We start from the raw sequence: 17,242 nt of genomic DNA, 5'->3' as shown, positions 1-17,242 counted from the left end.
CGTCGGGCCCTCGGATCCTTCGGGCCCGCTGAACTGCCCAGCATGCAGCATGAGGCCACCGAACTGCACCACGGGGTCCACTCCGAGTGATGGAGTGGACCCCGTACGGTGACCCGAGGAGAACGACGGGATGACCGGAACTAGAACGACGGGATGACGGAACCGGCGTACTTGTCCTCGATGAACTTCTTGACCTCGGGCGAGGTCAGGAGCTTGGCGAGCTTCTTCACCCGCGGGTCGCTCTCGTTGCCCTTCTTGACGGCGAGGAAGTTGCCGTAGGGGTTGTTCGTCGCGGACTCCAGGAAGAGCGCTTCCTTGGCCGGCTTGAGGCCGGACGAGATGGCGTAGTTGCCGTTGATCACCGCGGCGTCGACGTCGTCCAGGGAGCGCGGGGTCTGGGCCGCCTCCAGCTCCTTGAACTTGAGGTTCTTCGGGTTCTTCGCGATGTCCTGCGTGGTCGCGCTGTTGCCCGCGCCGTCCTTGAGCGTGATGAGCCCCTTGGAGGCGAGCAGCTTGAGCGCCCGTGCCTCGTTGACCGTGTCGTTCGGGACGGCGACCGTCGCACCGCTCTTGAGCTCGTCGGTCTTCTTGATCTTGTGGGAGTAGAGACCGAGCGGTTCCAGGTGGACCGTGACGACGGGCACGATGTGGGTGCCGTTCTTCTTGTTGAAGTCGTCGAGGTACGGCTGGTTCTGGAAGTAGTTGGCGCCGACGGACCCGTCCTCGGTCGCCGTGTTCGGCGTGACGTAGTCCGTGAACTCCTTGACCTGCAGGTCGAGGCCGGCCTTCTTGGCCAGGTTGTCCTTGATGTAGTCGAGGATCTCGGCGTGCGGGGTGGGGCTCGCGGCGACGACCAGCGGACCGCTGGTGTCGGAGGCGCTGCTGCTCTTGTCCGAGCCACAGGCGGAGAGGCCGAGGGTGAGGGCTCCGGCGGCGAGGACTGCGGTGGTGATCTTGGCGGTGTTACGCACGAAAAGTGCCTTTCCTGAAGGGTGGAACGACCCCGTGGTGGGTGGTTACGGGGAAATCTGCGGGTGGGGGGCGAGAACCGGAGGGGGTGTTCGGGCGGTCAGGCGACCTTGCCGACCTCCGCGGTGGCGGGCTCCTTGGCCTTCAGCAGCCGCAGCTTCGGGGCGGCGGCGGAGTGGCCGCCGCGCCGGTGCAGGGTGCGGGCCGCGTAGTCGCCGGCGAACTGGATGAGGGAGATGACGACCGCGAGGATCGCCACGGTGATCCACATCAGTCCGGTCTCGAAGCGCTGGTAGCCGTAGCGGATGGCGATGTCGCCGAGCCCGCCGGCGCCGACGGTGCCGGCCATCGCGGAGTAGCCGATGAGGGCGACGATCGTGGTGGTCGCGGAGGAGATCAGCGACGGCAGCGACTCCGGTACGAGCACCTTGCGCACGACGGTCCAGGTGTTGCCGCCCATCGACTGCACGGCCTCGACGAGACCGCCGTCCACTTCGCGGACCGCCGTCTCGACCAGGCGCGCGAAGAAGGGGATCGCGCCGACGGCGAGCGGCACGATCGCCGCCTCGCGTCCGATGGTCGTACCCGTGATCGTGCGCGTGAAGTTCATCAGCGCGACCATCAGGATGATGAACGGCAGCGAGCGGGCGATGTTCACGACCTGCCCGATGACCTTGTTCACGACGACGTTCTGCAGGAGTCCGCCGCGGTCGGTCAGGACGAGCAGAACGCCGAGCGGCAGACCGCCGACAACCGCGATCAGCGTGGACCAGCCGACCATGTAGAGCGTGTCCCAACACGCCTGGGACAGCAGGGGCTGCATCTCCGACCAGGTCACCTGGCACCGTCCTTCACGAGCACGGGCTGCTGGCCCTGGATGTCGATCTGCAGGCCCTGCTCGCGCAGGAATCCGATCGGCACGACGTTCTCCTCGTAGCGGCCGGGCAGTTCGATGCGCATCCGGCCGACCTGCTTGCCGGCGACGGTGTCCATCGCGGCGCCGAGGATCGAGATGTCGATGTTGTACGTGCGCGAGAGCTGCGAGATGACGGGCTGGGTGGCGGCCTCGCCGTGGAAGGTGACGTCGATGACGGTGCGGTCGTCGCCGGACGGTTCGCCGCTCACCGGGAAGAGCGCCCCGGCGAGTTCGGAACCGGGGGTCGCGAGCAGCTCGCTGACGGTGCCGGACTCGACGATGCGGCCCTTCTCCATGAGCGCGGCCGAGTCGCAGATCGTCTTGACGACGTCCATCTCGTGGGTGATGAGCAGGACGGTCAGGCCCAGCTGCCGGTTCAGGTCGCGCAGCAGCTGGAGGATGGAGCGGGTGGTCTCGGGGTCGAGGGCACTGGTGGCCTCGTCGGAGAGCAGCACCTTGGGGTCGCCGGCCAGGGCGCGTGCGATGCCGACGCGCTGCTTCTGGCCGCCGGAGAGCTGGGCCGGGTAGGCCTTGGCCTTGTCGGAGAGACCGACCAGGTCGAGCAGCCCGAGTGCCTTGGAGGATCGTTCCTTCCCCGACAGGCCAAGGATTTCGAGCGGCAGCTCGACGTTGTCCTGCACGGTGCGCGAGGACAGCAGGTTGAAGTGCTGGAAGACCATGCCGATACGGCTGCGCGCCTGGCGGAGTTCCTTGCCCGCGCGCGGGCCGCGGCCGACGAGCGCGGTGAGGTCCTGTCCGGCGACGGTGACCGTGCCGGCGGTGGGACGCTCCAGGAGGTTGACGCAGCGGACGAGGGAGGACTTGCCGGCGCCGGACTGGCCGATGACGCCGAACACCTCGCCTTCGCGGACGTGCAGATCGACGCCGTCGAGGGCGGTCACTTCACGGCCGCGAGAGCGGTGAGCCCGATAGATTTTCGTGAGGCCCGTTGTCGTGATCACTGGGGTTTCCGTCACTGTCGAGTGCGGGGCGCGGGTGTGCGCCGGCACGGGTGCATTCGGTCGGGAACGCGACACGGTTCTCGCGGTGGCGATGGAACCGGATGAATCCGGGGAGAACATGCGCGCGGGGCAGCGCCGCTCACGTACGGGGTACGGACAGGGCGCGGCGGTCTCGCTTCGGGGCGCGAGACGGGGCGGTGGTGCGGGGGCCCTCTAGAAGGCGCACATTCGACACATACAACGAGCACCGGGCGTCATGGTCGCCTCGGTCGCAAGGATGCGGCTGCTCGTCGTGGTCATGGGATCAAGTAAAGCAGACGTACAGGCGGGACCCAGAACCGCTGTCCGCATCGCGGACAGCGGTGGACACATCTCAGCCACGGGTGGAGATCTCCACTCCCCCGTCGGTGACCAGTGCGGACAGGGCCGAGAGGTCCTTCACCACGAGGTCCGCGTCCAGCTCGGACGCCTCGTGGGTTGTGGCCAACGCCACGGTGGTCATCCCGGCGGCGCGGCCTGCCTGCAGGCCCGCCGGGGCGTCCTCGAAGACGACGCAGCCGGCGGGGTCGACGCCCAGTTCACGGGCGGCGAGGAGGTAGGGCTCGGGGTCGGGCTTGCCGCGGGTGATGTCGTCGGCGGAGATCAGCGTCTTGGGCCGGATACCCGCCTCGGCGAGCCGGGCCTCGGCCAGTCGCCGGGTGGCGGAGGTGACGACGGCCCAGCGGTCGGCCGGCAGCGAGTCGAGGAACGCCGCGGTGCCGGGGAGCAGTAGGACGCCGCCGGGGACGTCCTCGACCTCCAGCAGTTCGATGCGCGCGAGCGCCTCGGGGACGAGGTCGGCGGGCAGCAGGTCGGCGGCTATCTCGACGGCGGGGCGGCCGTGCAGTTCGATCCGGGCGAAGTCCTCCGCGGTGATCCCGTACTCGCGCGCCCATCGTGTCCAGCACCGGTTCACCGACTCGAGAGAGGAGACGAGCGTCCCGTCGTTGTCGAACAGCAGGGCATCAGCGTGGATCTTCATGCCCTCGACCCTACGGGGCAGCCCGGGGGCGAGGGCGTCGGGCCTTTTGGCCCGTAATAGGGTCACGGCATGCTTGATGCCCTGACGGTCGCGACGGCCGTCGCCGCGCTCGGGCTCGCCGCCTGGTGCGGCTGGGCCGCCTACCGTGATCAGCCCACCAAGGACTGGCACTTCATCGGCATGGCCGTGGTGACCCTGCTCGCCGTGATCCAGTTGGTCGTCGGAATCGTCCAGCTGGCGCGCGGCGAGAAGCCCGACCAGGGCACGACGATCTTCGTGGCGTATCTGCTCGGTGCCTTCGCGTGCATTCCGGCCGCGGGCTTCATGTCGCTGGCGGAGCGCACCCGCTGGGGATCGATCACGGTGGCGGCCGGCGGTGTCGTCCTCGCCGTACTGGAGGTGCGGCTCTATGACATCTGGGGAGGCTGAGATGACGGCCACGGAGGAGAACGGGACCGCACCTCAGGGGAATCAGGAGGGCCGGGAGAGCCAGGACGGTCCGGAGAAGAAGCGCACCCGGCTGATCAGCGGCCCCGGCATGCTGCTGCTCTGGCTGTACGGCGTGATGGTCGTCGGCGCCGTGTCACGCTCCGCCGTCCAGATCTCGACGGAGTTCGACAAGGCCCCGCTCGCCTACTCGCTGTCGGCGGTCGCGGGCCTCGTCTACGGCTTCATCACGTACTCACTCGTGCGCGGCGGCGAAACGGCCCGCAGGGCGGCGCTGGTGTGCTGCGCCGCCGAGCTCGTGGGCGTGCTGACCGTCGGGACCTGGACGCTGGTCGAGCCGTCCGCCTTCCCCGACGCCACCGTGTGGTCGGACTACGGGATCGGCTATCTGTTCATCCCGGTGCTGCTGCCGCTGTCGGCCATGTACTGGTTGCGCAAGGCGCGTACGGCCGACCGGTCGGCGTAGCTCGGGCCCGCGGCCGTGGCTCGGGCCCGCGGCCGTGGCTCGGGCCCGGAACGCGGGCGTTGGTCAGGCGCTGGTCACGAACGCGCCCGTGTCGGCGCCCTTCTGCAGGGTCACCAGGGTGAGCCGCTCGTCGACGCGCTCCGTCGAGACCTGCGCGTAGCCGTGCTTGCGGTACATCCGCAGGTTGCGGTCGCTGCGGTGGCCGGTGAAGAGCTGGAAGGACTTGGCCGCGCCGTCCGTCGCGAGCTTGGCCTCGATCGCGGCGAGCAGCCGCCCGCCCAGGCCGTGGCGCTGCATGCGCGGATGGACGATGAGCTTGTTGATGCGGGCCGTGCCGTCCGGGTCCACGGCCCCGCGGACCGAGGCCACCACCTCTTCGCCCAGCCTGGCCACCAGGACCGTACCGTCCGCCAACTCCGCCCTGAGGGAGTCGAGCGGCTGCGTGAGCGGCTCGATGCCGTAGTCCCCGTACAGCTCGGCCTCGCTCTGGTAGCAGAGGTACTGCAGCTTGAGGATCTGCTCTGCGTCCTGCTCGGTCGCCGCCGAGATGGTCACGCTCATGCCCATGTGTGCATGCCTCCCGCTCACCTGTTCCACCGGTCGTCCCCCACTCCTATCCCCGTGGTGCGCGGGCCGCAACCACCGGAGAGAGCAATCGACGCAGACATCCCAGGCATCTGGAACGTTCCGGACCCAGACTGCCCTGTGAGATACCCAACTCGCCTGCGATCTCCCGATAGGTGAGGTCCTTCGGGGACAGCAGTGCCGCCATCAGGCTGGGGCAGCGGCCCGGCAGCCGCCGGACCGCGTCGTGCAGCGCGCGCCGGCTGTCGGCGGTCATCACCTGCTGTTCGGGGTCCGGCCCGCTCTCGTCGGCGGGTTCGCGGACGTACGGCCGTTCGTGCCGGGCCGTACGGCGGGTGCGGCGGACCTCGGAGCGCACGGCGCGGCGCAACCAGCTCTGCGGGTCGACGGGCGGCCCGTCCGAGTCGAGGCGCTCCAGGAGGCGCAGCCAGACGGCCTGTTCGAGGTCGCTCGGTTCGGTCCCGGACGCAAAGCCTTCCGCCGAGGCCTCGGCGGCGAGCAGCGGACGCAGGGTGGCAACCATCTCGTGGGTCATATGCGGCGGGACGCCGCCGCCCCGGCACAGGGTTGCCGGGGCGGGGGACTGTCACCCCATCGGGGTGAGTGGATCATCCGTTGACGAAGTCCTCGCGGGCGAGCAGCGCGGTGTCCGCGTTGTCCGAGAAGACGCCGTCGATGCCGGTGGCGAAGTAGGTCTTGAAGGCGCCGAAGGCGTCGCCGTAGGCGTTCGGGTCGGTGCCCTGCCGGAAGTTCGCGGGCAGGAAGGTGTTCTCGTTGCGCATCGTGTACGGGTGCAGGATCAGGCCCGCCCGGTGCGCGTCGGCGACCAGCGTGGTCGGCGTGGTGAGGGCGCCGTTCGCGTCCTTGGGAATGACCAGGTCGAGCGTGGGACCGATGCCCTGGGCGTACGAGGCGATCCACTTCAGGCCCTCGGGCTTGACGAGGTCGGCGACGGTGCGCGGGTCGCCCGTCGTGACGAAGTCCCAGGGGCGGGTACTCACGGCGGAGAGCAGCACGACGAGCGGGTTGTCGACCAGCTTGTCGAGGCGCTGGATGCTGGTCGGCTCGAAGGACTGGATGATGACCGGCGAGTTCTTCTTGTCCTTGCCGTGCTTGCGCAGCACCTTGGCGAGGCGCTCCTCCAGGCCGAGGCCCAGCGCGCGGAAGTAGGTGGGGTGCTTGGTCTCGGGGTAGATCCAGACCTGCTTGCCGCGCTTGCGGGTCTGCTCGTCCTGCCAGTGGAGCACCTCTTCGAAGGTGGGGATCTCCCAGCGGCCGTTGTAGAGCGTGTTGTGCGGGCGGTTGGCGGGGATGCGCTCGACGGCCCGCAGGGTCTTCAGCTCGGCGAGGGTGAAGTCCTCGGTGAACCAACCCGTGGTGGGGATGCCGTCGAGGGTCTTGGTGGTCTTGCGGTCGGCGAACTCGGGGTGCGCCGACACGTCGGTGGTGCCGCCGATCTCCGGCTCGTGCCGGCAGACGAGGTGGCCGTCCTTGGTGGGCACCAGGTCACCGGCCTCGACGACGTCGGCGCCCATGTCGAGGGCCAGCTGGTACGAGCCGAAGGTGTGCTCGGGCCGGTAGCCGCTGGCGCCCCGGTGCCCGATGACGGTCGGCTTCGGCAGGCTCTTGTAGCCGCCGCGCCCGCCGCTCCCGTGCCGCTCGTCGGCTCTCGCCGCACTCGGCAGACCGAGGACCGCTCCGCCCGCGCCGAGCACCGCGGCCCCGAGCAGCGCGCGTCGCGCGGTGCCCCGGTCCTGCCCGTTCGGCTCCCGCGACTCCGGTGTCCCCTGCGTCGTCCCCTGCGTCCCCATGAGCGCTCCTCCCGCCATACCGCCCCGCACCTGTCAAAGCGGGTCGATCGTAGGTTCCCTTCCATGACGGGAGGGAGACCTGCGGCGGAACACGTGGGTGCCACTCGATGGCGTACGGAACAGCTGCACGGAACAAGGGGACTGACGGTCCGTCGGTTTCGGGGTGACGGTGGTGGGTACGCGGTGCGGGTAGGCGGTCAGAGGTTCCCGATTCCGGGGTCCCGGTCCCGGGCGGCGCTGACGGCCCCGGAGTCGCTGACATGCTGGGCCGCGTGAGCGCGGCGGCGGGCGTCGCGCAGGCTCCTGGTCGCCTGCGCCTCGATCCGCGCCGAGTCGGGTCCGTCGTAGACGCGGCGACGGTCCCTGCGGATCAGGACCACTGCGGCACTCCCGTGCGACTCGTTCGGCGAACCTGTGCGACTCGTCCGGCGTGGCGGCCGAAGCCGTCGCGAGATACGTCACATGCTTCCGTCCGTGTGACGAACGCGCAACAGCCCGCCACCTCAGGTAAACATTGGTCAACAGTCCGTATCCAGTCGGTGAACCCGATGTGCAATCACCGGGGGGCCGCGAGTATCGTCCTCACCTGCACATACTTCATACCGATCCCTTGACACCGGAGGGCCCGTTGTCCCGCTTCGCGCTCATCAAGGCAGTGCTCGGACCGATCATGCGCCTGATGTTCCGCCCACGGGTGGAAGGCGTGGAGCACATCCCGGGCGACGGCCCCGTCATCCTGGCCGGCAACCACCTCACGTTCATCGACTCGATGATCCTGCCCCTGGTCTGCGACCGGCAGGTGCTCTTCATCGGCAAGGACGAGTACGTCACCGGCAAGGGGTTCAAGGGCCGCCTCATGGCCTGGTTCTTCACCGGCGTCGGCATGATCCCGGTGGACCGGGACGGCGCCAACGGTGGTGTCGCGGCGCTGATGACCGGCCGTCGCATTCTGGAGGAGGGCAAGGTCTTCGGCATCTACCCGGAGGGCACCCGCTCCCCCGACGGCCGGCTCTACCGCGGCCGCACCGGTATCGCCCGCCTCACCCTGATGACCGGCGCCCCGGTCGTCCCGTTCGCGATGATCGGCACGGACAAGCTGCAGCCCGGCGGTGCGGGGATGCCGCGGCCGGGCCGCGTCACGGTCCGCTTCGGTGAGGCGATGGAGTTCTCGCGGTACGAGGGCATGGACCGTGACCGGTATGTGCTGCGGGCCGTGACCGACTCCGTGATGACCGAGGTCATGCGGTTGTCGGGGCAGGAGTACGTGGACATGTACGCCACGAAGGCCAAGGCTGCGTAGCGCCTCCGGCGGTTCGGCCGTATCTCGGGTGCGGGTGGGGTGTGGCTGGTCGCGCCCACGCGGCGGAGCCGCACAATGTCACAGCCCCGCGCCCCTAGAGGGGCGCTCCCCTAAGCCCCGCTTTCCAGTTTCTGGCCCTTCAGTAGGAACCATGCTGCTACCGCTGTGGCGAGCAGTACCGCCGCTCCGATGCCGGACGCCAGTGCCAGGCCGTCCACGAAGGATGTGCGGGCCGCGGTCAGCAGGGCCTCCGCGGTGTGGGTGGGCAGGGTTGCCGCCGCCTCCACCGCGCCGCCCAGGGAGTCGTGGGCCCCTGCCGGGGTGCCCGCGGGGCCGGTGAAGCCCGCGTAGACGCCGGTGACGATGGAGCCGAGCAGGGCGATGCCGAGGGCGGCGCCGAGCTCGTACGCCGTCTCGGAGACCGCGGACGCGGCGCCGGCCTGCTCCTTGGGCACACTGGAGAGGATCACGTCGGCGGTGACGGTGAACGAGAAGCCCGCGCCGACGCCGACGATCAGAAGCGCCGAGCCGAGCACCGAGTACCCGGTGGACTGGTCCAACAGGGTGAGTACACCGAGCGCGAGGCCCACGGCGGCGAGACCACCGGAGACCACGGCACGCACCGAGTAGCGGCGCGCGACCGAGCCCGCGATCAGACCCGCTCCCACCGCGCCGATGGCGGCGGGCAGTTCGGCGAGCCCCGCCTGGAACGGCGGCCTGCCCTGGACGAGTTGCAGGTACTGGGACAGGAAGAAGACCAGTCCGGACAGGCCGAAGACCGTCAGCAGATCGGCGAGCACCGCCGCCGAGAAGCCCCGGTTGCGGAACAGCCGCATGTCCAGCAGCGGTACGGGCATCGCGAGTTGACGGCGTACGAAGCCCCACAGGGCCCCGGCGCCGAGCACGCCGACGGCCATCGGCTCCCAGGTGAACCCGTGCGTGGCGGCCTCCTTCACCGCGTACACGATGCCGATCATGCCGACGAGGGAGAGCACGACGCTGGCCAGGTCCCAGGGGCCGGGGTTCGGGTTGCGGGACTCGGGCAGCAGCTTGATGCCGACGGGGACGAGGATCAGCATCACGGGCACGTTGATGAGGAAGACCGAACCCCACCAGAAGTGTTCGAGCAGGAAGCCACCTACGACGGGCCCGACCGCCGTACCGGCGGAGGCCGTGGCGCCCCAGATGCCGATGGCGAGGCTGCGCTCGCGCGGGTCGTGGAAGAGGTTGCGGATGAGGGCGAGCGTGGCGGGCATCAGGGTCGCGCCCGCGACTCCGAGCAGCGCCCGCGCCAGGATCATCATCTCCGGGGTCGTCGCGTACGCGTTGAGCACCGATATCGCGCCGAACGCCGTGGCGCCCATCAGCAGCAGCTTCTTGCGGCCAATGCGGTCGCCGAGGCTGCCCATGGAGACGAGCAGACCGGCGATGACGAACGAATAGACGTCACCGATCCACAGGAGCTGGGTGCCGGAGGGCTTCAGGTCCTCGCTGATGTAAGGGGTCGCGAGACCGAGCACGGTCGCGTCGACGGCCACCAACAGCACGGCGAGGACGAGGACGCAGAGCGCGAGCCAACGACCCGGACGCTTCTCCACCTCCGCCTTGTACGCCGGCTGCAAGGTGCTGGTCATGATCACTCTCTCCGTAGTGCGCCGCCGAGCAGCAGCTCGACGATCATGTAGTGGAAGTCCTTGGCGGCGACGCGGCCCTCGGTCACGGCCCACGCGCCCGAGGCCATCAGCCCGTAGAGCGCCTCGGTGAGCCAGGCGGGGCTGAGGTCGATGCGGAACTCGCCGGCTTCCTGGCCGCGCCGGAACAGGGCGGCCATCCGGGCATCGAGCCGGGCCCAGCCCTCGTTCTGCCCCTCGCCCTCGAACAGTTGGTTCTCGGTGTAGAGGAAGGCGAGCAGCCCGGCCACGCGCTCGAGCTCCTTCACCAGGCGGCGCAGGGCCTCCTGAGCGGTGCCCTCGTCGAGGCGGGTGGCATCGAGTGCCGCCTCGCACTCCTCGATACCGAGGGCCTCCAGCGCCCGGACGAGCGCGTCCCGTCCGGCGAACTGGCGATGCAGCGTGGCCCGGCTGATCCCGGCCGCCCTGGCGACCTCGTCCATGGTGGCGGTGGATTTACGGGTGAGCAGGGCGGCTGCGCTGCGCAGCACGTGGTCACGGTCGACGGCCATGAGACAACAGTACTCCATGTGAGACATCTTTGTCTCATCAGGAGCGCGCGAGTCTCACCTGTGCCTTGCTTTGTCAGCTTTTGCGGTGCCTGGGACTTGCGCTGCGATCAGTGCCAGGGCAGCTGCCCGCGCCGCTCCCAGTACTCGTCCGGGTCCTCCGCGAGCGCCGCGAGGCGGGTCAGCTGCTCCTCGCCCAGGTCGACGACCGCCGCGTGGAGGTTCGAGGCGAGCTGGGCGGACGTGGCGGCGCCCGAGAGGACGACTCCGGCCCAGGGCTGCCGCAGGATCAGCGCGAGGGAGACGGCGTCGGCGCCGAGGCCGGTCTCCTCGGCGATCGCCCGCACCGCGTCCGGCGCGTGCTCGGCGGCCAGGCGGCCGTTGGCCATGCCCTCCTTGACGATCACCGTGAGCCCGGCGTCGTGCGCCTCGGCGAGGGCGGGAGCCGCCGAGGTCTCCAGGACGTTGTACGTCGACTGGACGGTACGGAAGAGGGGCTCGCCGTCGACCGTCACGGCGAGCGCGGCGCGGATGGCCTCGGCCTGGGCGGGTCCACTCGTGGAGAAGCCGATCGAAAGGCCCTGGGCGGCCGCCTCGGCGAGTTTCGCGTGGAGTTCCTTGTCGGTGAGGGCCGGGCTGTCCGGGGTCACCGAGTGGATCTGGTAGAGGTCGAGCCGGTCACCGAGCAGCGCGGCGGTCTCGGCGCGCTGTCGCTCGTACGTGGCGAGGGTGTGGTCCTTGACCTCGTGCTTCTCGGCGTCCGTGGTCCAGTCCGCGGTGTAGGTGTAGCCCCACTTGCTGCCGATGACCACGTCGTCGACGTCCGGCCGGCTCTTCAGCCAGCCGGCGAGGAACTCCTCCGAACGGCCGTAGGAGCGGGCCGCGTCGAAGTAGCGCACGCCCTGCGCGTAGGCGGCGTCGAGGAGTTCGTGGGTGCGGGCGCGCAGCGTTTCGACGCTGCGATCCTCTCCGAGGTCATGGTCCCGGCCGAGGTTGATGTAACCCGGGCGGCCGACGGCGGCGAGGCCCAGGCCGATGTGGCAGGTGGGCGTCGTGGCGGTGGCGAGACGGGCGAAGGGCATCGCGGGCTCCGTTCGGTCGGCTCCGGTGCGGCTCCCGACCAACGTAACCCGCGATGACCTTCGGCTCTCGCCTCAGAGCTCGGTGCGTGCGGTGCTTTGGCGAGTGCAAGTTCGTCGTGGCTTGTCGCGCGGTTCCCCGCGCCCCTTTCGGGGCGCTTTCCCTACCGCTTCTTCTTGGCCGTGGCCCACGCGTGCTGGGCCGCGACGTCCGACTTCACCTCGGCGAGCTGGACGGCGACCGCGCTGGGCGCCGTACCGCCGCGGCCGTCGCGGGAGGCGAGGGCACCCGGGACGTTCAGGACGGAGCGCACCTCGGGGGTGAGATGGGCGGAGATCTTCGCGAACTGCTCGTCGGTGAGGTCGTTCAGCTCCTTGCCGTCGGCCTCCGCGACCTTGACGCACTCGCCGGCGACCTCGTGGGCGACGCGGAACGGCACGCCCTGCTTGACCAGCCACTCGGCGATGTCCGTGGCGAGCGAGAAGCCGGCCGGGGCCAGCTCCTCCATGCGCTCGCGGTGCACGGTCAGCGTGGCCATCATGCCGGTGAAGGCCGGGAGCAGGACCTCGAGTTGGTCGATGGAGTCGAAGACCGGCTCCTTGTCCTCCTGGAGGTCGCGGTTGTACGCGAGCGGAAGCGCCTTGAGTGTCGCCATCAGGCCGGTCAGGTTGCCGATCAGACGGCCCGACTTGCCGCGCGCCAGCTCCGCGATGTCCGGGTTCTTCTTCTGCGGCATGATCGACGAGCCGGTGGAGAAGGCGTCGTGCAGGGTGACGAAGGAGAACTCCTTCGTGTTCCAGATGATGACCTCCTCGGCGATCCGGGAGAGGTTCACGCCGATCATCGCGGTGATGAAGGCGAACTCCGCCACGAAGTCGCGGGAGGCCGTGCCGTCGATGGAGTTCGCGACGGAGCCGTGTTCGAAGCCGAGGTCCCTCGCCACCGACTCCGGGTCCAGGCCGAGGCTGCTGCCCGCGAGCGCGCCGGAGCCGTACGGCGAGACCGCCGTCCGCTCGTCCCACTGGCGCAGCCGCTCCGCGTCCCGGGACAGGGGCTGGACGTGCGCCAGCACATGGTGGGCGAAGAGCACCGGCTGGGCGTGCTGGAGGTGCGTACGGCCGGGCATCGCCACGTCCGGGTGCGCCTCCGCGAGGCCGATCAGCGCGTCCTGGAGGTCGGCGATCAGACCGCCGATCGTACGGGCGTGGTCGCGCAGGCACATGCGGAAGAGCGTCGCGACCTGGTCGTTGCGGGAGCGACCCGCGCGCAGCTTGCCGCCGAGGTCGGGGCCGAGCCGCTCCAGCAGCCCGCGTTCCAGGGCCGTGTGGACGTCCTCGTCGGCGATGGTGCCCACGAAGGAGCCGTCCGCCACGTCGGCTTCGAGCTGGTCGAGGCCCGCGAGCATCCGCGTCAGCTCGTCGTCGTCAAGGAGGTTCGCCTTGTGCAGTACGCGCGCGTGAGCACGCGATCCGGCGATGTCGTACGGCGCGAGCCGCCAGTCGAAGTGGACGGACGCGGACAGCTTGGCCAGCGCCTCGGCGGGACCGTCGGCGAAACGGCCGCCCCAGAGCCGGACGTCACCGCTGTTGCTGCTCACTTGCGTTGCTCCTCGGAAGGTCTGGATGTGCCGCCGCCTCCCCACCCGTGAGTGAGGAGGCGGCTGTCAGGCTAGTGCGTGTGGGGTGGACCTCGTCGTACGCGAGCCGCCGTGCGAGCCGTTACGCCAGGTCCCGCTTCGCGGCGATCTTCGACGACAGGCTGTAGATGTCGATGAAGCCCTTGGCGGCGGCCTGGTCGAACGTGTCGCCCGTGTCGTACGTCGCCAGGTCGAAGTCGTAGAGCGAGGTCTCCGAGCGCCGTCCGGTGACGACCGCGCGGCCGCCGTGCAGGGTCATCCGGATGTCGCCGTTGACGTGCTGGTTGGCCTCGTCGATGAAGCCGTCCAGGGCGCGCTTGAGCGGGGAGAACCACTGGCCGTCGTAGACCAGTTCGCCCCAGCGCTGCTCGACCTGCCGCTTGTAGCGGGCGAGTTCACGCTCGACGGTGACGTTCTCCAGCTCCTGGTGGGCCGTGATGAGCGCGATCGCGCCCGGGGCCTCGTACACCTCGCGGGACTTGATGCCCACGAGCCGGTCCTCGACCATGTCGATCCGGCCGATGCCCTGGGCGCCGGCGCGCACGTTGAGCTGCTGGATGGCCTGCAGGACGGTGACGGGCCTGCCGTCGATGGCGACCGGGACGCCCTCCTTGAAGGAGATGACGACCTCGTCGGCGTCGCGGGCCTCGGCCGGGTTCGAGGTGTACTCGTAGATGTCCTCGATCGGCGCGTTCCAGATGTCCTCCAGGAAGCCCGTCTCGACCGCGCGCCCGAAGACGTTCTGATCGATGGAGTACGGGGACTTCTTGGTGGTGGCGATCGGGAGGTTCTTCTGCTCGCAGAAGGCGATCGCCTTGTCACGGGTCATCGCGTAGTCGCGGACCGGGGCGATGCACTTGAGGTCGGGGGCGAGGGCGACGATGCCGGCCTCGAACCGCACCTGGTCGTTGCCCTTGCCGGTGCAGCCGTGGGCGACCGTGGTGGCGCCGTGCTTCTGGGCGGCGGCGACGAGGTGCTTGACGATGGTCGGCCGGGAGAGGGCCGACACCAGCGGATAGCGGTCCATGTAGAGGGCGTTGGCCTTGATCGCCGGGAGGCAGTACTCCTCGGCGAACTCGTCCTTGGCGTCCGCGACCTCGGCCTCGACGGCACCGCAGGCGAGGGCGCGCTTGCGGATGACGTCCAGGTCCTCGCCGCCCTGACCGACGTCGACCGCGACGGCGATGACCTCGGCGCCCGTCTCCTCGGCGATCCAGCCGATGGCGACGGAGGTGTCCAGACCGCCCGAGTAGGCGAGTACGACGCGCTCGGTCACGGGTTTCTCCTCACACTGCATTCGCTGATATGCATGAGTATGCAGCGCTCCGCATGATTCGTCAATCGCGGGTCTCCTTCGAGGGGCCACGGGGAACCCTGATCGAAAATGTCTGAGGGTGTTTGAACGACGGAACGCGCTTTCTCGTACCTCTCCCCGAACGCAGGCGCCGCGTTTTTGTACACCGAGGTTTTCGTACACAGAGGTTTTGCCGCCGAGGTCTTCGCAGACCGAGGTGCGACGAGCAACGGACCGCCCGGACGACCACCGGACGGTCCCCCACCCCCGAACCGAGTGAGGCTTCCGCATGTCCAGGGCCCTTCCGAAGTACAACAAGCGCCGCGTCCTGATGATCGGCGGCACCGCCGCGGTGGTGCTCTCCGGAGCCGTGATCGCCGGCAACGCCTTGGCCGGGGAGACGTCCAAGAGCAGCACGAACGCCACCACCAAGGCCGCGACCTCCCCTGGCACCGTGAACTGCCCGGCCGTCGCGCCGAGCCTGCCCGCGATCCCCGCCTCGGCGCAGGCCGAGGTCACCCGCAACCTCACCCTCCTGGACACCCAGATCGCCGAGGCCAACAAGCGGCTCGTCGACACCGTCGGCCAGGGCGGCCCCAACTTCGTCCAGAACGCGATCCTCGGCCCCCTCAAGGACAAGCGGGTGGCGACGATCAACCGCATCGCCACCGCGATCGGCCGCACCGCGGCCAAGCCCACGGGTCTCGACTCGCTCGCGCCCTGCACCCTGAACGCGAACGGTGTGAACGCGGGTGGCGGCGCAGCCACCGCGGCCCCGAGCGCGACGGCCACCCAGCAGGCCGGCAACACGGGGAACACCGGAAACACGGGCGCCACGGGCAACACCGGCAGCACCACCGCCGCCGGCACCATCACCTGCCCGGACGTCGCGTCGAAGCTGCCCGCGATCCCCGCCTCCGCACAAGCCGAGGTCACCCGCAACCTGACGCTCCTGAACACCCAGATCACCGAGGCGAACACCCGACTGGCGAACACCGTCGGCCAGGGCGGACCGAACTTCGTGCAGAACGCGATCCTCGGCCCCCTCGCGGACAAGCGGAAGTCGACCATCGACCGCATCGCCATCTCCATCGGCCGCACCGCGGCCAAGCCCACGGGTCTGGACTCCCTTGCGACCTGCACACTGAACAAGTGAGGTCTTCCGTGGCCGCCACGCCCCGTCTGCCGACCGGGACGTGGCGGCCACGGATCCGGCCGCCACGTGAACCCATGCCCCGGACGGGTGAATTCCTTAGACACGCGAATGGTCTTGCCCAATAATCATTAGACATGGGAAAGACTTATGAGCGCATAGACGGCAGGCTTCGTTCGTTCATCGAGGCGCAGCCCCTCTTCTTCACCGCGACCGCCCCCCTGTCCGGGGACGGCACGGTCAACCTCTCCCCCAAGGGCCTCACGGGCTCGTTCGTCGTCCTCGACGAACTCACCGTCGCCTACCTGGACTTCGCCGGCAGCAACGCGGAGACGATCGCCCATCTCCGGGAGAACGGCCGGATCACCCTCATGTGGTGCGCCTTCCAGGGCCCGCCGAACATCGTCCGGGTGCACGGCCACGGCGAGCCCGTCTTCCGCGACGATCCCCGCTTCGGGGAACTGCTCACGCACTTCCCGGGCATCGACCCGACCCCGCACGGCCTGCGCGCGATCATCGTCGTGACCGCCGAACTCGTCCGGGACACCTGCGGCTACGCGGTGCCCTTCATGTCGTACGAAGCGGACCGCGACCTGCACGGCAAGCGCTTCGCGCGCGAGGACGACTCCTCGCTGAGCGAGTACTTCACCAAGAAGGACCACGTGGCGACGAGCCTGGACGGCCTGCCCGGGCTGCCGCTCCCGCTGCCTCCCCGTACGGTCTGAGCCATGCGCCTCGCAGCCGCCGCCCTCGCGTCCGCGTCCCTGCTCGCCCTGGCCCCGAGCGATCCGCCCTCCCTCCCCGAGCAGCTGGCGGACACCGGCGGCGGCAGCCAGCTGATCACGGCTCAGGCGCCCCGCGGGGACTCGACCTCGGGCACGCTCACCTGGTGGGACCGGCGGGACGGGCGCTGGGTGAAGGCCGGTTCGGCGGCGGCGCGCTTCGGGGCGAAGGGGCTGGCGGAGGGAGGCACACGCAAGCAGGGATCGAACACGACACCCACGGGGCTGTACGACCTTCCGTTCGCCTTCGGGATCAAGGCCGCGCCGGGCGGCACCGCGGTTCCCTACCGGCGGGTGCGGGAGGAGTCCTGGTGGTGCCAGGACAACGAATCCCGCTCCTACAACCGGTGGACCGAGCCGCGGCCGGCCGACTGCCGTGCGTCCGAGTCCGAGCATCTGAGCGCGTACACGACGCAGTACGCGTACGCGCTGGTCGTGGGGTTCAACTACGAGCGGCCCGTGCGGGGGCGCGGGGCGGGAATCTTCCTGCACGTCGACGGGGCCGGGGCGACGGCTGGTTGTGTGTCGGTGTCGGAGGATGCGATGCGGCGGGTTCTGGCGTGGGTCGATCCCGTGCGGGGGCCGCGTATCGCGATCGGGACGGTGAGTGGGGATATGGCGATCACTCGTTACTAGGTGCG

19 protein-coding genes are annotated in these 17,242 nt (G+C 69.6%); 6 read left to right on the top strand and 13 right to left on the bottom strand.

Features of this window, described 5'->3' with window-relative positions:
• Window positions 1-140: 140 nt before the first annotated feature.
• The 4 genes from ACZ7M3_RS20510 to ACZ7M3_RS20495 all read right to left on the bottom strand — a co-directional run bounded on the left by ACZ7M3_RS20510 (window position 141) and on the right by ACZ7M3_RS20495 (window position 3,868).
• Window positions 141-971, bottom strand: coding sequence for a MetQ/NlpA family ABC transporter substrate-binding protein (locus ACZ7M3_RS20510; RefSeq protein ID WP_352047941.1), 831 nt, complete (start codon window positions 969-971; stop codon window positions 141-143).
• A 98-nt stretch (window positions 972-1,069) separates the two neighbouring features.
• Window positions 1,070-1,807: a methionine ABC transporter permease gene (locus ACZ7M3_RS20505; protein ID WP_470051267.1), complete on the bottom strand. Its 738-nt coding sequence runs from the start codon at window positions 1,805-1,807 to the stop codon at window positions 1,070-1,072.
• On the bottom strand, window positions 1,804-2,847 hold the full coding sequence (locus tag ACZ7M3_RS20500; RefSeq protein WP_472064972.1) for a methionine ABC transporter ATP-binding protein: 1,044 nt from the start codon (window positions 2,845-2,847) through the stop codon (window positions 1,804-1,806). Before ACZ7M3_RS20500 ends, ACZ7M3_RS20505 begins: the two co-directional genes overlap by 4 nt.
• Window positions 2,848-3,220: 373 nt before the next feature.
• Window positions 3,221-3,868 (bottom strand): HAD family hydrolase, encoded by a 648-nt coding sequence (locus ACZ7M3_RS20495; protein WP_472064970.1) that lies wholly within the window; start codon window positions 3,866-3,868, stop codon window positions 3,221-3,223.
• 69 nt (window positions 3,869-3,937) lie between these two features.
• Between ACZ7M3_RS20495 and ACZ7M3_RS20490 the strand changes: the two genes are divergently transcribed.
• Window positions 3,938-4,297, top strand: coding sequence for a hypothetical protein (locus ACZ7M3_RS20490; RefSeq protein ID WP_095855739.1), 360 nt, complete (start codon window positions 3,938-3,940; stop codon window positions 4,295-4,297).
• Between the two features lie 109 nt (window positions 4,298-4,406).
• Window positions 4,407-4,781: a hypothetical protein gene (locus tag ACZ7M3_RS20485; RefSeq protein WP_097288849.1), complete on the top strand. Its 375-nt coding sequence runs from the start codon at window positions 4,407-4,409 to the stop codon at window positions 4,779-4,781.
• A 63-nt stretch (window positions 4,782-4,844) separates the two neighbouring features.
• Here ACZ7M3_RS20485 and ACZ7M3_RS20480 read toward each other — a convergent pair whose 3' ends face one another.
• The 4 genes from ACZ7M3_RS20480 to ACZ7M3_RS20465 form a co-directional block, all read right to left on the bottom strand.
• Window positions 4,845-5,348 (bottom strand): GNAT family N-acetyltransferase, encoded by a 504-nt coding sequence (locus tag ACZ7M3_RS20480; protein ID WP_095855737.1) that lies wholly within the window; start codon window positions 5,346-5,348, stop codon window positions 4,845-4,847.
• Window positions 5,349-5,394: 46 nt separating this feature from the next.
• Window positions 5,395-5,901 carry a sigma-70 family RNA polymerase sigma factor gene (locus ACZ7M3_RS20475; protein ID WP_351309829.1) on the bottom strand — a complete coding sequence of 169 codons (507 nt, stop codon included), beginning with the start codon at window positions 5,899-5,901 and terminating at the stop codon, window positions 5,395-5,397.
• Window positions 5,902-5,974: 73 nt separating this feature from the next.
• Window positions 5,975-7,177, bottom strand: coding sequence for a glycerophosphodiester phosphodiesterase (locus tag ACZ7M3_RS20470; RefSeq protein WP_472064968.1), 1,203 nt, complete (start codon window positions 7,175-7,177; stop codon window positions 5,975-5,977).
• A 197-nt stretch (window positions 7,178-7,374) separates the two neighbouring features.
• The gene (locus tag ACZ7M3_RS20465) at window positions 7,375-7,557 is read right to left on the bottom strand and encodes a hypothetical protein (RefSeq protein WP_472064966.1); all 183 of its coding nucleotides are present in this window, start codon (window positions 7,555-7,557) and stop codon (window positions 7,375-7,377) included.
• A 248-nt stretch (window positions 7,558-7,805) separates the two neighbouring features.
• Between ACZ7M3_RS20465 and ACZ7M3_RS20460 the strand changes: the two genes are divergently transcribed.
• Entirely contained in the window at window positions 7,806-8,477 is a 672-nt protein-coding gene (locus tag ACZ7M3_RS20460) for a lysophospholipid acyltransferase family protein (RefSeq protein ID WP_054230621.1), read from the top strand.
• A 110-nt stretch (window positions 8,478-8,587) separates the two neighbouring features.
• Here the strand turns inward: ACZ7M3_RS20460 and ACZ7M3_RS20455 are convergent, their stop codons facing one another.
• The 5 genes from ACZ7M3_RS20455 to ACZ7M3_RS20435 all read right to left on the bottom strand — a co-directional run bounded on the left by ACZ7M3_RS20455 (window position 8,588) and on the right by ACZ7M3_RS20435 (window position 14,648).
• A complete protein-coding gene (locus ACZ7M3_RS20455; protein ID WP_472064965.1) occupies window positions 8,588-10,111 on the bottom strand; it encodes an MFS transporter in 1,524 nt (507 codons plus the stop codon).
• A 2-nt stretch (window positions 10,112-10,113) separates the two neighbouring features.
• Window positions 10,114-10,659, bottom strand: a complete 546-nt coding sequence (locus ACZ7M3_RS20450) for a TetR/AcrR family transcriptional regulator (protein WP_351309838.1) — start codon at window positions 10,657-10,659, stop codon at window positions 10,114-10,116.
• Between the two features lie 107 nt (window positions 10,660-10,766).
• Window positions 10,767-11,738: an aldo/keto reductase gene (locus tag ACZ7M3_RS20445; RefSeq protein ID WP_472064963.1), complete on the bottom strand. Its 972-nt coding sequence runs from the start codon at window positions 11,736-11,738 to the stop codon at window positions 10,767-10,769.
• A gap of 161 nt (window positions 11,739-11,899) precedes the next feature.
• Window positions 11,900-13,333: an argininosuccinate lyase gene (gene argH, locus ACZ7M3_RS20440; protein WP_067365756.1), complete on the bottom strand. Its 1,434-nt coding sequence runs from the start codon at window positions 13,331-13,333 to the stop codon at window positions 11,900-11,902.
• 121 nt (window positions 13,334-13,454) lie between these two features.
• Window positions 13,455-14,648, bottom strand: coding sequence for an argininosuccinate synthase (locus ACZ7M3_RS20435; protein WP_472064961.1), 1,194 nt, complete (start codon window positions 14,646-14,648; stop codon window positions 13,455-13,457).
• Between the two features lie 307 nt (window positions 14,649-14,955).
• On the opposite strand from ACZ7M3_RS20435, the gene ACZ7M3_RS20430 reads away from it, so the two are divergent.
• The 3 genes from ACZ7M3_RS20430 to ACZ7M3_RS20420 all read left to right on the top strand — a co-directional run bounded on the left by ACZ7M3_RS20430 (window position 14,956) and on the right by ACZ7M3_RS20420 (window position 17,237).
• Window positions 14,956-15,822: a hypothetical protein gene (locus ACZ7M3_RS20430; RefSeq protein WP_472064960.1), complete on the top strand. Its 867-nt coding sequence runs from the start codon at window positions 14,956-14,958 to the stop codon at window positions 15,820-15,822.
• A 134-nt stretch (window positions 15,823-15,956) separates the two neighbouring features.
• Window positions 15,957-16,544, top strand: a complete 588-nt coding sequence (locus ACZ7M3_RS20425) for a pyridoxamine 5'-phosphate oxidase family protein (RefSeq protein WP_472064958.1) — start codon at window positions 15,957-15,959, stop codon at window positions 16,542-16,544.
• Between the two features lie 3 nt (window positions 16,545-16,547).
• Window positions 16,548-17,237 carry a L,D-transpeptidase family protein gene (locus tag ACZ7M3_RS20420; RefSeq protein ID WP_472064956.1) on the top strand — a complete coding sequence of 230 codons (690 nt, stop codon included), beginning with the start codon at window positions 16,548-16,550 and terminating at the stop codon, window positions 17,235-17,237.
• Window positions 17,238-17,242 lie beyond the last annotated feature (5 nt).

This window comes from Streptomyces sp. NPDC111656 (assembly GCF_055656965.1).
Note: the sequence above shows the minus strand (reverse complement) of the source record. Positions and strands in the feature narration are given on the sequence as shown.